We start from the raw sequence: 14,720 nt of genomic DNA on the forward strand, positions 1-14,720 counted from the left end.
CATTAATTTTTTATTCTTTCCTCAATTAGGTCTAAATATTCATCTCTTTTGAATTGAAGCGCTATTTTATGTTGTTCATTCTTTTTTTTTATAACATCTAATTCTATTGGGCAAATAGGAATCATTATTGGTCCAAAACAAAGTCCGATTCCTGATTTATTAATTTCTTTTATTTTTAAAATATCGATAGAAATTGTTTCATCCCATTCACCATAAAAAATAACTCTAAAATTTGTAATATAAACTTTTCCAGATAATTTATTTAAAAATGGAATTCCTAAAATTTTATCCATTTTATAATAATTTGCTTCTCTTTCTTCTTGTATAATTTCATTTTCTTGTAACGTGAAATTTAATTTAACCACCTCCTAAAATTTTATTTTATATCATAATACTATTTTGTAAAAATCTGCAAGCTGATTTTAAAGGAAACAATCGTATCAAGAGTTTAAAGGGGTTTTTTTAATATACAATTTAACTGGAATAACTTAGCGTTTTCTCTATCTTTAATTTAAGTATCCTTATGAGTACTAGCCTATTGGGGAAATATAAATGTCAAATTTTAATCTTAAAAGAATAGAGATGTTCTTAAATAAATTTTATTTGCAGATTATATTTTTTATGAGATATAATATAAGTCCCTGAGAAACGAAGATTTATTATATAACTTTGCATCTTTCTATTTTTTTAATAGAGAGAAGAAAAAGGCTGTCGACAAATTAAAATTTGTTATCAGCCTTTTTTTTATGAAACTTAAATTTATGCGTAATAGGATCCAATATTTTTTTCCTCTTGTTTATAACCTTTTTAAAATTGATTTGTTTTATTTGGTACTTTTAGAAGTTCGTGTATAATAGTTTTCGAACTCTATAGCTAAGTAGTTGAATTTACTCAGAATAACTAATTTTCTGTTATGATAACATCAATTTTTAAAATAACGAATTCTTCTTTGGTACCTTGCTTTAATTTTAAAACTATATCAACAGGATATTCTAAATATAGTTGTCTCCAGTAATTTCCGAAATAAACATTAGAAGAAGGTAAAACATCAACAACAAAATTAGAAAATGGAGATAAAATGGTATTCGGCATAGGAGTAGTTGCTTCGTTATATTTTTGTTTAGTAATGAAAGGAAGAGAGTTATTAATACTACTTTCTTTCCAAACAATCTCTAAATTATCATTTGTGAGATTTTTGATATTTAGTGTGATTTTCATTTCTCCAGCTCTTTTAATAGTGACTCTAGCCAAAGAAATTTCTTTTAAATTTAAAACTGTAACTTTAGGAATTATTTTTGTAATAGGGGTAGAAGTACATTTTACTAACCCTAAAATGGCAAAACAAACTAGCAGTATTTTTTTTAACATAGGTACCTCCATATATTAGTAGTTTATAGGATAACATCAAATATATAGGAGCTGCAAATAAGATATATAAAAATTATTATATTAGTAAATTTTAAGATTATAAGAATACAAAAATGAAATAGTTGAAATTAAATTTATAAAACACTAAGTTTTGGAGATACGAGAGAGTTAAGAAAAGCTATAAAAAATAGAAATAGAAAATAGAGTTAAATCTATATTAGAAGAGAGAAAGAGAAGTTCAATTAACTCCTTCATTATAAATAGTTTTTAAATGTAAAACTTTATTAGAAGGAGCCTGGATGATAATGGATTACTTAACTTTTTTGTTATTTAGAATGCCAATCCTGGTTTAAAACAGATTAAATCATTTTCAATAAAGATATTAACTATATATAGACTTTCATCACTATTCAATAGGAATTCAGAACTTTCTAAGGTGATAGAGGACTTTGAATTTTTATTTATTAAATTTGGATTAATTGAAAAACGAGTGGAAATTATATTGAAAAATAAATCTTCTGAATCTTCTTTAAGATTTTTAAAATAAAATTTACTAAAATTTTTTTGGTTTAGGACTTGATTTGTAGAAAAAGTAAAACTAAACAAAGTATGAGTGTTATTTATTAAAAAAACCTCTATTATTGTATTTGGACATTTCTCATCTAAAAGAAAGTCATATTCAAAAATATTGGATATTAAATTACATTTATATAACGGATGACTCTTATAAAGTTTTTGTATAAAATCGTTTTGTTTGATAAATTTAGACTGCATAAATCCTCCCGAAAAACTAAGTGACAATATTATTATAGCTTTTTAGAAATATATATACAATAGATTTACAGATTAAAGGTTGCTGAAAAGGAAAAATTATTCTTCCTCTTCAGCAACCTTATTTAACATATGACTGCAACAATACTCACAAACTTGAGTATAAGAGTATCCAGTATTTTTAGCAACTGTGATAGCAGGAAGAGGACAATCAAAAGTTCCTAAAAAAATCTGGTTGACTGGAGAATTATAATTACAATTTTCTGTGTGTATTTCTTGTGTAATGAAGTTAATATAAAATTGCATGATATCCCCCCAAATGTATTTGTTATTAGTCTTAGATAAGACAGTATGAATATACCTTAAAAATTTAATAAAAGCAAAAAAAAAGTTACAATTGCTTAAAAGTATCTTTTTATTGGTATTTTAACGTTGAGTACTTATATGAAAGAAATAGTAGAAGGGATCAAAAAGATTAAGGAGTAGCAATATTAAAGATACTTTATAGTTATTATTATTTTAAAAAGTATTATGCATAATACTTTTTAAAATAATAAATTCATAGAATGTTATCACTGGGATTCTATATTCCAAGCTTCCTGAAAATAGATTTTTCAGTTTCTAAATAAACTGAATTAAAAGAATGAAAAAATTTTTCAAATGAATCTAATATATAAATATCATTGTATTTGATTAGTATATAAATAGTAAGTAATAAAAATATAATTATAATGTTACGCATATTGGTACTCCTTTAGATGATTTTATGTATATATATATTACCTTAATAATTTAAAATCTACAAAATATTTTGCTAGAAAAAAATAATTGGAGATTTAAGAAAGAAAATCAAGGTGAGTGGAGAGTGATAAGTAATTCTTCTTAAGGAGGAATAGGATTAAAAACTAAATATTTTTCTTCTACTAAAGACAGAATCTTTTCTATGTACGCTAAAGGAATGACTAAGGTCAATAATTCAGATTTATGCGTTTAGTGTTTCATTTAGAAGGTTATAGAAAAGATATTATAATGTTGAGGAACCCCCTTTGTATGTATGGAATATAATAAGATAATTAGGTTGTAAAAAGTAGTTTATAGTTCTATTTATGCAAATATTATATTGAAGAAATAAAACCATAAATATAAATAAAATTATTTGATGTATACTGTTTTACTATAAAAAATATCAGAATAAAAGCTGGTAAAAATATATCTTCATTAGTTATTAAAAAAATAAAAGGAGTAGAAAATTTATTGCAGATTCTTTTTTCAGGATATACACTTAAAATAATAAAAATATGGGGTGATAAAATTGAGTTTAGATTTTTTTAAGCAAACTAATCGTACAATTCTTTTTGAAGAAATAAATCCAGAAAAATTAGATTTATTAACATTGGTTGAAAGTAGTGAAGATATTAGTAGTTTAAGTGATGAAAAAATAAAAGAGATTAATGAGGAACTTTTAGTAACAAATTTTAATGATTTTTTGACAAAATTTGAACCTAAAATATATAGTTTTTTTAATGCTGCAAGTCAAAAGATAAGATATAGCTTAGAAAAGCCAGAAGGGATACCAGAAGATCATATAACAGAGATTCCTTTAAATATGGAAAATACATTTTTTAAAATGCTTTCATCGTTAATGGATACTAAAAAAGTTGTGGGAGATAAAAATGTTGATTTTAATTTCAATGATATTTTAAGCATGTTATCTCCAAAATCAGTAATGGATGATATAAAGCAGTTAAGAAAAGAGATAGCGTATTTATATGATAAGCACGAAGCTTTAGAAGAAGAGGATCCTACGAAGTTAGAATATGCAGATAAATTAAATATAGCTTTTGATAAAGCTAGTAAAAATTATAACAATATTCTAGGGATGTTACCTTTAGCAATAGAAGATATAAAGGCAAGAATTTTGATAACTGGTGGAGATAGTAATAAAAAATCAGAGGAAATAAAATTAGGTTTATTGAGTATGGATGATAAAGGGGAGCTAAAGATTATTGAAAACAAAGAAAAAAAGCAAAAATCTTTATCCATAGCAGACACATCCAATTCAGGAGCATTAGTTAAATACTTTGAAGAGGATTATGAAGCAGTAACAGAAGAGCCGAATGATTATATTAAAAAGTTAGTTGTTAGAACATTTGCACCGTTGCCAACGATATTAGAAGAAGCAAATTATGATCAAGAAGTAAAAAATCATAACTATTATTTAGAATTCTACAAAGAAGCTCAAGAAGATTTTATAAAAGTAGCAAAACCTTTAATGGAGAAAATGTTAGGGGTAAAAATGTTCTTTGAACAGTACGATAAAGAAGTGAAAGGGATGAAACCAACGCTTTTAATAACTAATTTAAAGTTAGAAATGTTATTAAAGGGTGATAATAAAAATAAATTATCTCTATATCTAAATACAATAAATAATAAAAATGATTTTGAAAATACAGCTTGGTTTGGAATTGTTCCAAATGTAATATTAGAATCACAAGTTGATATTAAAAATATTCGTGAAAGATTTAAGGGAACTAATAAAACTGTAGTTAATAAGGGAAATACTTTAGAAAATCTACAAGTTTTAATGGATTTGGTTTCTAAATATAAGATTCAAGTATTTTTTAGCGTTAATGCAAATGATGAAACAACATTCAACAATTTGGCAATGTCAGGTGTAGAAAAATATGTTGAAAAAACTAGAAAATTACAATATAAAGATTTCTCAGAATTCATAGTACCGTGTATTCCAAACTTTACAGTCATTCCTAAAGAGAAATCGAGCGTAATATTGGATTATCAATTAAAGATAGAAGAATCAAATATACCAGAACAGGATAAAGATAACTTAATAAAGTTTTGGATTGAGGGAGTATATATCGAAAGTTCATATATAGCGGCAGGATTAACAGCTGCATATCAATGTCCAGAAATATTAAGAAAAAAATACAAAAGAGTATTACCGAAGGAGCCAGGAGTAAGAATTAACATTGAGGATAAAGATAATAGTTTAAAACTATTAACAAATCTATCTAAAGAAATTAGTGGATATACTATAGCAACAAAAGATAGCATAAATAGAAATAATTTTGGATATGTTTTCTCGTCTGATAATGTTCAGCTGAATGGAAATCCTATTAATAATATTACTGTATATAAAGCTAGAACTTTAGCAACAAATCAAGACGGAGTATTTGAACCTTTATATAAAACTTTAACAACGACTTATATTGAAAGAGCGTTAAGATTTTTAACTTTAGATTTTAAAGAAGATAAAATTAAAGATTTCTTTAGTAATAGACCAGATAGTCAGAAAAATACATGGTTAAAAGGTCAAGAAGCTGTTAATGGAATTTTACAGCCAGGAGATGACGTTTCAATAGAAATAGATGGAAATAGTTGTCATTTACACATTAGTTACAATGGAGATGTTAAAAACTTAGTTTTAGATATAACTAAAAAATAAAATAAACAATAAAGCAAGGAGAGGATAATAATGGGATTTAGATTAAAAATTAAAGGAAAAAATGAAGAGATTAATTTAGGTGTGGATAATATTACAAAAGTAAAGTATAAGTCGGATACTCCTGATGATTCAGATGCAAGAGCAACAGATGTTGGAGTAATCTTAGAGGTAGAAGGAAAGATAATAACTCCAGTAAATGGAGAGGAAGCAGATGATACTAAAAAGTTTGCAATTTGGTCATTGGTTTCAGCTGAAAGTGCTGATGCATATAGAGAAATATCATTAGAGGTTATCTCTGGAGATGTCGTTGTTAGAAAAATTGAGATGCCTAATGCATTTATTGTTGATTACGAAGAGGATTATAATGATAAAGGTGGGGTAGGAGAATTTAAAGCAGTTTTAAAGCAGAAAAAAGAAAAAACTGAAGATGCAAAAATAGAAGGTGGATACGAAGCTACAAAAGATTAATTATAGAATAGTAGCTGGATATATTAATATCCAGCTATGTATTAGATAAATTATAATTTTAATTTATCTAATACATATTTAAATAAAGTGGGAGAATTTATGGAAAGAAATAGAGTGCCTATTTTTGAAAAAGGGAAGATTTTAGATAAAGAAATGTTAGATGAATTAAAAAATTTAAATTTGGACTATGTAAATACATTATATTTTTCCAAAAGTGAAGGAGTCATTTATGGAATAGATCCAGAGGTAAGAGATAACAAAATTATACTCAATCCAGGTTTAATTAAATATAATGGAGATTTATATAAAATCTTAACTGGAAAGGAATTAAATATTCCATTGGAAGATGGAGAATATAAGTGTTTTTTACAAAAGATAGATAAAACTCTAAAAGATAAATTTTTAGAGCTAAATTTTGAATTTAAAGTACTGAAAGATGAAGAAAAATTAGGAGATGGATTTGAACTTTTTAGAGTTTCAAGAAGAGAAGGAGCTGATTTAAAAGAAGCTCTTCAAATAATTGGAATTGATAAAGAATATAATACTCTTAATCTTATAAATTTAAAAAATTCAACATTAAGTGGAACTAGCTTAAGTTCTAAACTATTAAAACTATATGCAAAAAATATGCTAGAAAATAAAAAATTAGATAGTTATGAACGAGTTATTTGTATGTATATTTTAAACTCTAATCAAGAAAAAGAATTTATATCAAAATATCTAAATATTTCATATGAGGCAAACAATCTAGATATATATGCAGCTTTAGAAAAAAGGTATCTAAGTTCAGAGAATCTTAATAAGAAAGAGAAAATTATTGAAAAAAATACAAGAAAGATGTTGGTGGATTAATGAAAACATATTATGAAATACTAGAAGTAGGAAAGTATGTTAGTAAGGAAGATTTAAAAAAATCCTATAGAAACTTAGCTAAAAAATATCATCCAGATAAATATGCTAATGATACATTAGATAAACAAACTGAGGTAAAAAATATTTTTACACAAATAAATGAAGCTTATCAGGTTCTGTCAGATGAAACTCTTAAAAAAGAATACGATTTTACTTTATTAAAGGAAAAAAAAGAAAATAATAAGCAGAATATAAATTCGTCATCTAAAAATAAAGACTTTTTTAACAAAACTGATTTAAACGATATGTTTTCAAGTTTTTTTTCTCCAAAGTCTTCAAAAAAAACTAGTGATGGGAATTTAAAAAAAGAAATGGATGATCAATTCAAAAGTTTTTTTGGAATCAAGGGGATGAAAAAATGAATATTTTTAGAGCATGGAAGTTAAAGAGAGAGTTAAAAAAACACCATAAAAGACAATTAAAAATGGCTCAAGAATCAGAAAATGATGGGATTTTGTTTTATATATTAAGTTTAATTCTAATTATAGCTTTGGGAGTATATTATTTAGGATACAGATTTAGAATTAAAGATTTACCAATAGTAGGAGCAGTAGCTTTAATTATAACTAATTTGGTTTTATGGATATCAAATTATAGATTGAAAAAAGATGTAATTTTGTACCAAAAAGGTGAGGGATTAAGAGACGCAAAGATGCTACAGAGTATAGAAGATAAAAGCTATGAAAAGAAAAAGCAATTAACACATATTATTTTAAAGAATGAAGAGGGGTATGATGTAAAAACTTGGAGTATTGGAAAAGCTAATTCATTAATAATAGGAAAATCTTCCAGGGTTAGGGTAGATATAGATTTGACAGAAGCTTCTTATTCATCATTGATTAGTAAAAATCATGCAATACTTAATAAAACAGATAATGGATGGTTTTTAGAGGACTTAGGTTCTGTTAATGGAACTGGAATTCAAAAGTTATCTGATAACAGAAAATTAAAAGTAAAGACAGGACCAGTTAAAGTGGAAAGTGGAGATATTCTTTATATAGCGACTACAGCATTATTAATAAGATAGATAGAGGAGATAGAAGTAATGAAATTAGAAAGATGTGAAAATGGACATGTATATAATTCAGGAAGATACAAAGAGTGTCCATATTGTAATAGCGAAAGGTTAGAAGATGTTGAAGTAAGAGAAGAAGCTATAGATATTATTCAAAATGATGAAGATAAAACAGTAGCTTACTGGGCGAATGAGCTCGATGTAGAGCCAGTTGTAGGTTGGGTAGTGTGTATAAGTGGTTATGATAAAGGAAAAGATTTTAAATTAAAAACAGAAAAGAATTTTATAGGAAGAGGCCCTGAAATGGATATTTGTATTTCAGGAGATAATAGTATAACAAGAAAAAATCATGCAGTTATAACATACAATCCCAAACAAAGAGTTTTTATGATGTTACCAGGTGAAGGAACTGGGATAGTATATGTTCAAAATGAAGCAGTGTATTCTCCAAGACAATTAAATTCTTTTGATGTAATAGAAATTGGTAATTCAAAATTCACTTTTGTAGCTTTATGTGGAGAGAATTTCGATTGGAAAATAGAAAAATAATTTAAAAGAGGAAGAATATATGCAAAATATATTCTTTTTTTGTTAAGAGGAGATGATGATGAATCAAGAGTTAAATATCTTAAAAAATAATATAAATCAAGGGAAAGCATTAGTAAAAAAGATAGATATGCCAATATCTAAAGAAAAAGTTGAAACTGCAAATGAAATAGCGGGAAAAAAAGCAGAGAGTAAGTTTGTTACTTCGTTAGTATCCAGAATAGGGAATGCTAATATAAATAGTGATTATACAGGGTATATAGAACTAGATAATTATGCATGCTGGCTTATAGCGGATGGAATAGACGATATAAAAGGGGCTGAAGAGGCAAGCAAAAAAGTAATTGAATATATTATCCATAAGTTTATAGAAAAACCTAAATTTTCTAAGAGGTATGTAAAGTATCTTTTAAAAGATGGACATGAACAGATAAAAAAAATACAACAAAGTAAAAAAACCAAACTAGGAATAGGAGCATCTCTAACGATAGTTTTAAGTGATTATACCTCTATAATAATGGGAAGCATTGGAAATACTAGGGGACTTTTATTAAGAGATGAACTTGTAACTACAAAAACAAAGGACAGTAATATAGCATATTTGATGTATGAGAATAAGCAGTTAGATTATGATAGTATACGTTTTAATAATCAGAAAGATAAGTTAACACAGTATATAGGGACTTACGGTGGAATTGAACCATATATAAGTAAAAAAATAAAATTAATAGAAGGAGATAAATTTCTTCTTATGAGTAGTGGAGCTTGGGAACATTTAGATGAAGTTGATATAGAAATATCTCTTTCTCAATCTCAAAGAGTAGGAAAGTGGATTGGATCATTAGAAAAAATAATTCAAAATAGCAACACTCGAAAATTAAATAACTATTCTATGATTGGTATATTTGTAGACAAAGTAGCTCCAGGAAAAAGAGATTTTAAAAAAATAAGTTCAGAAATATTTTTAGTGTTACCATTTCTGTTATTAATTGGATACTTGGGATTTAAAGGTTATCAAATAAAATCAGAAAGAGATACTATTTATCAGGAAATATATAAATTAGAAAATAAAGTAAATCGTGATTTAGAAACTAAATCATATTACAAGGCTTTGGATAATTATAAGAAATCAAAAGAGAAATATAAGAATCTTTATATTATGCCAAGTTCAGGAATATTTAAAAACAAAATATTTTCTTCAGATATTTTAAATAGAAGTGTTGACAATCAGGTAGAAAATTTAGATAGAAAGATATCTGATTTAGAGTTAGTTTTACAATTAGAAAAACAAAAGACCACAGCTAACATAAATTATAGAGAAAATAAATTTAATGAAGCTATGAAAAACTATCAAGAAATAGAACTTTTATTAAATCAAATTCAAACTATCGATATTGTAGATAAAAATAAATGGATAGAAGAAATAAGGGAAAAAATGATAGCTTGTGAGGGATTATTGGTAGGAATGGAATTAAAAAAAGAAGCAGATGAGTTAACAAATAATGGACAATTAGAGGGTGCGATTAGAAATTATTTAGAGTCTAAAATTATATTTCTGAAATATAATAAAATAGATTTACTTGCAGATGTAACAAGTAAAGCAGAAACATTAACTCAAATAAGAGAAAAAAGATATAAACAAGCTCTTGAATTTGAAAAAAATGGATTAAGAAGTGAATCAAAAGATATAAATGGAGCTATAGCTTATTATGAATTATCTAAAAATTTATATGGGGAGTTAGGAGACTTTCCTAAAGAAGAGGAATTATCAGAAAAAATTTCATATTTAAATGAGTTAAAGCTTATGTTAAAAGATGAAAAAAATCTATATTTAAAAGATGCTCGTGTTTATTCAAAGGAAGGAAAATATGAAAAAGCTCTCGATACAATAAAAAAAGCTCAACAAAATTCAGAATTATTAAAAGATAATCAGGGGATAGTTGACTCAGTTGAAAAAGAGGGAGATATTTTACTAGATAACAAAAAGTATGAATTAGCTAAAGAAAAATATCGTGAAGCATATAATATCTCAATAAATACAAACAATAAATTGCAACAAAAAGAATTGGAAGGGAAACAATATGTCACAACAACATTATTAAAAGCAACGGAGTTAGAAGTTCAAGGAGATAAATTATTTAAAGAAAAAAAATATAAAGATTCAAAAGTAAAATTTATTGAATCTAAAAAAGAATATGAAAAAGTAAAAGATAATGATTTCTATTCTTCAACTAAATATGAGGAAAATATAAAAGTTATATCTGAAAAAGAAAAGAAAGCTTGGAGGGAGGTTAATTGGATTCCATTCTTTTAAAGAATTATAAAATATTAAGAAAAATACAAATTAATTCTCTATTTGAAGTATATGAAGCTTTAAATTTAAAAGGAAATAAAGTAATTATAAAGACAACTCCAGATACTTTTTTTCTTAATAAAATTTTAGTAAATGAATATACTCAATTAAAAAAATTAAAAAATAATTTTATTCCTCAAGCGATAGAAATTTTAGAAAAAAGAGTACTTGTCTTAGAATTTTTTTCTGGTCAGAATTTGAAGGAGATAAGAGTAGGAAATAAACTAGAGTGGAGAGAAATACGAAATATTTTTCTCCAACTTCTAAATTTAATATCTTATTTGCATGAAAATGGAGTTATACATGGAGATATTAAGCCAGAGAATATAATTTATGATAGAAATAATATATTTTTAATAGATTTTGGTTCAACTATGGAAATAGGTCAAAAAACAGCTATTTTACAATATACACCGAGCTTTTGTGACAAGGATAATTGTCTAGTGAAAATAAAAGATGAAAAAATAGATTACTATTGTCTTTTTAGAGTTTTTTTATATCTTTTAAGAGGAGATAGAGAAGTGAATTTTGAAAAGTTACCTCTAAAATTAGAAAATTTCATAAGGAAAGGATTGGAAAAAAAGTTATACCAACCAGAGGAGATATTAGATTTATGGGATTATTTAGAAATTTAATAAATAAAATAAAAAAGAATGAAGAAGTAAAAGTGAGTTTTAAATCAGATTTAAAAAATATAAGTATAAATAGCAATTTCTTATACCCATTTTATCAAGAAAAAATAAATATTTTAGAAGATAAAAAAATAGAAACAATAAATGGGAGAAATGTTTTATTCAATAGTTTAAACCTCAAATATAATTCTATATTTGAGGTTTTAGAAATAACATATAAAGATATTGTATTAAGATATCCTAAAAACATAAAAGTAGCTAATTTTTTATACAATTATCTAATTTTAATAGGATTTCCTTATTTTAAAAACTTAAAATTCGATACAGAAGAAGATTATAAATGCTATTCAAATATATTAGCATTAATTTCTAAGTATGAACTATCTGATGAAATTAATGTATTAGACTTTTTAAGTGAAGTTCCTTGGATAGGAAGTCTTAAAATATTTGGAAATGAAAATTTAGAAATTAATATAAATGGGAAATATGCACTAATCTATGATTATGAAATATTAGAAAAATCGCTGAAGAGAATTATTGGAAAATCTGATAATGAATATATATTAGTGGATCTGGGAACTAGTGAAATAAAAATAGGGAGAGAGTTATGAAACATTATTATACGAATGATGAACTTAAAAGAAAAACGTATTATGATTTATATAAAATATGTGTAGATGAAAGATTAGTAGAGGGATTTAAGGAAAATTTAAATAGAGAAGAGTTAACACAGATTATTTTAAAATATCGAAGTAGAGAAAAAGTTTATTCGATAGACACATCTAAAGATTTCGGGCTAGAAGCTTTGCAGGAACTTTTTGATTCTAAATTAGGTTTTAAATTAAGTACTGCTAATGAAATAAAGGTTCCTCATCAAATAGTTATTTATAAAGATATGCCGTTAACTATAGAGGATGATTATAAAATTTCAATACCTGAACATTTATCCAATAATAATGCTTTTTTAATAAATGGGAAAAGTTATGTTTGCGGAATTTTTCAATTAGAACCTTGTTTAGATGGAAGAAATACCTATCTTTTAAAGGGGACAAAGGAGTTCTTTAGATTAAATAATTTAACAAATCAGAATTATTCATTGATATTTTTTAATAGAACAGATGAAAAATTCTTATTCGAATCATATTATAAAAGTAATTTAGGTATATTATTACCCTCATCTATGAATTACTATCATGTTCCATTAGATAATTTTTTATATATTGATATGGAGAAAACGGATACAACTTTATGTATAGATTTTGGAACAGCCAACACTACAGCTGGAGTTTATTTAGATAGGTATTATGTTAAAAATCTACCTCAACATAAAATATTAAATGGAACTTTAAGTTTAGATAGAATTAATTACGTTAAATTTCCTAAAGGAAAAGAAGAGCAATCTAACGTTATTCCTACAGTTGTATATATAAAAAATTGTTTTAATGAGAATGATATCGAGTTTAAATTTGGTTATGAAGTAGCAGAACTATTAAAAAACAACAACTACAGTTTAAAAGGAAGCGTTTTTTATGGAATAAAAAACTGGGTTAAAACTCTTAATGAGAATGAAAGAGTAGTAGACGAGAATGGAGATGTAAGGTATGTTCCTAGAAAAGTTATTATAAAGGCATACATTGATTATATTGTTTATAGATCCGAAGCGTTATTTAAATGTAAATTTAAAAAAATTCATATAACAACTCCAGTTAAATTGAAAGTTGAATTTTTAAGGATGTTTCAAGAGATTTTACCAGATTACAGTATAATCGCTGATAACGCTTTAGATGAAGGAGTAGCGGTTCTGTATAACTCTATCGATAAAATAATGTTGAATGGCAAATTTGAACAAAATACGCAGTATAAGGCTCTTATAATTGATTGTGGTGGTGGAACCACAGATTTAGCTTCATGCTTATTTAAGATAAGCTCAGAAGATATTTATTATGACGTTGATATTAAAACAACTTTTGAAAATAGCGAAGAGAGTTTTGGTGGAAATAACGTTACATATAGAATAATGCAATATTTAAAAATCATATTAGCTCAATATTATATAAATAAGAAAGACTTAAATATAAATAATTTAATTCCATTTGCTAACGATTTAATTTATAGAGAAGTTGATGAAAAAGGCTTAAAAGTAATATATGAAATTTTAGATTTTGAGTATGAAAAAGCTGAAAAAATAATTCCTACAAAATTTAAAGATTTTGAAAATAAAGCTGCAGATGAGTACGGAAAGGTAAAAAATAACTTTTTCTTTTTATGGGAATCTGCGGAGCTACTAAAAAAAGAGCTATTTAAAAGAACTTCTATAGTTAGAACAAGATTTGACAACCTATATCACTCTAGTGAAGATCTTTCAATAACATATATAAATAACTGGATTTTGTATACCTTAGAAAGAGGAGAATTTAAAACACATACCTCTTTTCCTAATATTGTAATAACAAAATCGGAAATTTTAAAACTTATAAAAGCAGATATATATGAGATATTTAGAAGATTTTTAACCCAATATTATGAGAGCAATAAACTTTTTGAATATTCTTTAATAAAATTAAGTGGACAGTCATGTAAAGTAAATCTCTTTAATGAAATTTTAAAAGAATTTGTTCCAGGAAAAATGATTGATTTCAGGAGAAATGTTGAAGAAGACGAGGAGCAGTTAAAAATAAGTTGTTTAGATGGAGCTCTAAGGTATTTAAATTCTAGTAAAATGGGAAATATAAGAGTGAGTATAAAAAATGATATTCCAATTGTACCTTATTCTCTATGCGGAACTAAATATACTGGAGAGGAAGTTGAACTTATACGAATTGGTGGACAAGCTGGTAAAAATTGTGGATTTATAAAAAAAATTTCAACAACTGAGATTTTACCATTATATTTAAAAAATAAAGAGCAAGAATTAAAGAAAAATTATACATATATCAATAAACCTTACGATTATAAGGAACTTGATGAAGGTGAAGTTATAAAAAATTTAAATAATCATTTCTCTCAAGAAACATTAGATGATATTTACAATGGTGAAACTAAGTTTTTTATTTTCACAGACTCTAATTTTTGGGGATTTTATATAGCTGGAGTTAAAAGAGAAGAAAATCAATTATATATGGGAAAATCTGAATACTTTTCATTTGAAGAAGATATCACAATGATAAGCTTTTTTGATGGAAAACATTAAGA

The 14,720-nt window shown here is 25.5% G+C and carries 14 protein-coding genes; 10 read left to right on the forward strand and 4 right to left on the reverse strand.

The features are described from left to right. Positions 1–2 precede the first annotated feature (2 nt). The 4 genes from H3N56_RS11440 to H3N56_RS11455 all read right to left on the reverse strand — a co-directional run bounded on the left by H3N56_RS11440 (position 3) and on the right by H3N56_RS11455 (position 2,445). On the reverse strand, positions 3–365 hold the full coding sequence (locus H3N56_RS11440) for a GRAM domain-containing protein (protein WP_185881324.1): 363 nt from the start codon (positions 363–365) through the stop codon (positions 3–5). 535 nt (positions 366–900) lie between these two features. Further along, positions 901–1,368: a hypothetical protein gene (locus H3N56_RS11445; protein ID WP_185881325.1), complete on the reverse strand. Its 468-nt coding sequence runs from the start codon at positions 1,366–1,368 to the stop codon at positions 901–903. Positions 1,369–1,698: 330 nt separating this feature from the next. After that, a complete protein-coding gene (locus H3N56_RS11450) occupies positions 1,699–2,142 on the reverse strand; it encodes a hypothetical protein (protein WP_185881326.1) in 444 nt (147 codons plus the stop codon). A gap of 96 nt (positions 2,143–2,238) precedes the next feature. Further along, entirely contained in the window at positions 2,239–2,445 is a 207-nt protein-coding gene (locus H3N56_RS11455) for a hypothetical protein (protein WP_185881327.1), read from the reverse strand. A gap of 997 nt (positions 2,446–3,442) precedes the next feature. Between H3N56_RS11455 and H3N56_RS11460 the strand changes: the two genes are divergently transcribed. From H3N56_RS11460 to H3N56_RS11505, 10 genes are all read left to right on the forward strand, one after another. Then, the gene (locus H3N56_RS11460) at positions 3,443–5,602 is read left to right on the forward strand and encodes a transcriptional regulator (RefSeq protein WP_370521079.1); all 2,160 of its coding nucleotides are present in this window, start codon (positions 3,443–3,445) and stop codon (positions 5,600–5,602) included. A gap of 30 nt (positions 5,603–5,632) precedes the next feature. Then, positions 5,633–6,070, forward strand: a complete 438-nt coding sequence (locus H3N56_RS11465; protein WP_185881329.1) for a membrane-associated protease 1 — start codon at positions 5,633–5,635, stop codon at positions 6,068–6,070. A gap of 99 nt (positions 6,071–6,169) precedes the next feature. Then, positions 6,170–6,922, forward strand: coding sequence for a hypothetical protein (locus H3N56_RS11470; RefSeq protein WP_185881330.1), 753 nt, complete (start codon positions 6,170–6,172; stop codon positions 6,920–6,922). Beyond that, positions 6,922–7,344: a J domain-containing protein gene (locus H3N56_RS11475; RefSeq protein WP_185881331.1), complete on the forward strand. Its 423-nt coding sequence runs from the start codon at positions 6,922–6,924 to the stop codon at positions 7,342–7,344. Before H3N56_RS11470 ends, H3N56_RS11475 begins: the two co-directional genes overlap by 1 nt. Continuing rightward, complete coding sequence (locus H3N56_RS11480; RefSeq protein ID WP_185881332.1) at positions 7,341–8,009, forward strand: FHA domain-containing protein; 669 nt, start codon at positions 7,341–7,343, stop codon at positions 8,007–8,009. Before H3N56_RS11475 ends, H3N56_RS11480 begins: the two co-directional genes overlap by 4 nt. Before the next feature lie 18 nt (positions 8,010–8,027). Further along, complete coding sequence (locus tag H3N56_RS11485; protein WP_185881333.1) at positions 8,028–8,546, forward strand: FHA domain-containing protein; 519 nt, start codon at positions 8,028–8,030, stop codon at positions 8,544–8,546. A gap of 58 nt (positions 8,547–8,604) precedes the next feature. Further along, on the forward strand, positions 8,605–10,857 hold the full coding sequence (locus H3N56_RS11490; RefSeq protein WP_185881334.1) for a hypothetical protein: 2,253 nt from the start codon (positions 8,605–8,607) through the stop codon (positions 10,855–10,857). Then, positions 10,839–11,531, forward strand: a complete 693-nt coding sequence (locus H3N56_RS11495) for a protein kinase family protein (protein WP_185881335.1) — start codon at positions 10,839–10,841, stop codon at positions 11,529–11,531. The genes H3N56_RS11490 and H3N56_RS11495 overlap by 19 nt, the downstream gene beginning before the upstream one ends. Next, positions 11,510–12,139 carry a hypothetical protein gene (locus H3N56_RS11500; protein ID WP_185881336.1) on the forward strand — a complete coding sequence of 210 codons (630 nt, stop codon included), beginning with the start codon at positions 11,510–11,512 and terminating at the stop codon, positions 12,137–12,139. Before H3N56_RS11495 ends, H3N56_RS11500 begins: the two co-directional genes overlap by 22 nt. Further along, positions 12,136–14,718: a hypothetical protein gene (locus tag H3N56_RS11505; RefSeq protein WP_185881337.1), complete on the forward strand. Its 2,583-nt coding sequence runs from the start codon at positions 12,136–12,138 to the stop codon at positions 14,716–14,718. Before H3N56_RS11500 ends, H3N56_RS11505 begins: the two co-directional genes overlap by 4 nt. Positions 14,719–14,720: the final 2 nt, after the last annotated feature.

This window comes from Cetobacterium sp. 2A (assembly GCF_014250685.1).
In the GTDB taxonomy this organism is placed as follows: domain Bacteria; phylum Fusobacteriota; class Fusobacteriia; order Fusobacteriales; family Fusobacteriaceae; genus Cetobacterium.

Coding starts and splice junctions, on each gene's coding strand:
- H3N56_RS11480 (WP_185881332.1), top strand. CDS start 7,341: ATGAATATTTTTAGAGCATGGAAGTTAAAGAGAGAGTTAAAAAAACAC.
- H3N56_RS11445 (WP_185881325.1), bottom strand. CDS start 1,368: ATGTTAAAAAAAATACTGCTAGTTTGTTTTGCCATTTTAGGGTTAGTA.
- H3N56_RS11505 (WP_185881337.1), top strand. CDS start 12,136: ATGAAACATTATTATACGAATGATGAACTTAAAAGAAAAACGTATTAT.
- H3N56_RS11450 (WP_185881326.1), bottom strand. CDS start 2,142: ATGCAGTCTAAATTTATCAAACAAAACGATTTTATACAAAAACTTTAT.
- H3N56_RS11475 (WP_185881331.1), top strand. CDS start 6,922: ATGAAAACATATTATGAAATACTAGAAGTAGGAAAGTATGTTAGTAAG.
- H3N56_RS11485 (WP_185881333.1), top strand. CDS start 8,028: ATGAAATTAGAAAGATGTGAAAATGGACATGTATATAATTCAGGAAGA.
- H3N56_RS11465 (WP_185881329.1), top strand. CDS start 5,633: ATGGGATTTAGATTAAAAATTAAAGGAAAAAATGAAGAGATTAATTTA.
- H3N56_RS11470 (WP_185881330.1), top strand. CDS start 6,170: ATGGAAAGAAATAGAGTGCCTATTTTTGAAAAAGGGAAGATTTTAGAT.
- H3N56_RS11500 (WP_185881336.1), top strand. CDS start 11,510: ATGGGATTATTTAGAAATTTAATAAATAAAATAAAAAAGAATGAAGAA.
- H3N56_RS11455 (WP_185881327.1), bottom strand. CDS start 2,445: ATGCAATTTTATATTAACTTCATTACACAAGAAATACACACAGAAAAT.
- H3N56_RS11490 (WP_185881334.1), top strand. CDS start 8,605: ATGAATCAAGAGTTAAATATCTTAAAAAATAATATAAATCAAGGGAAA.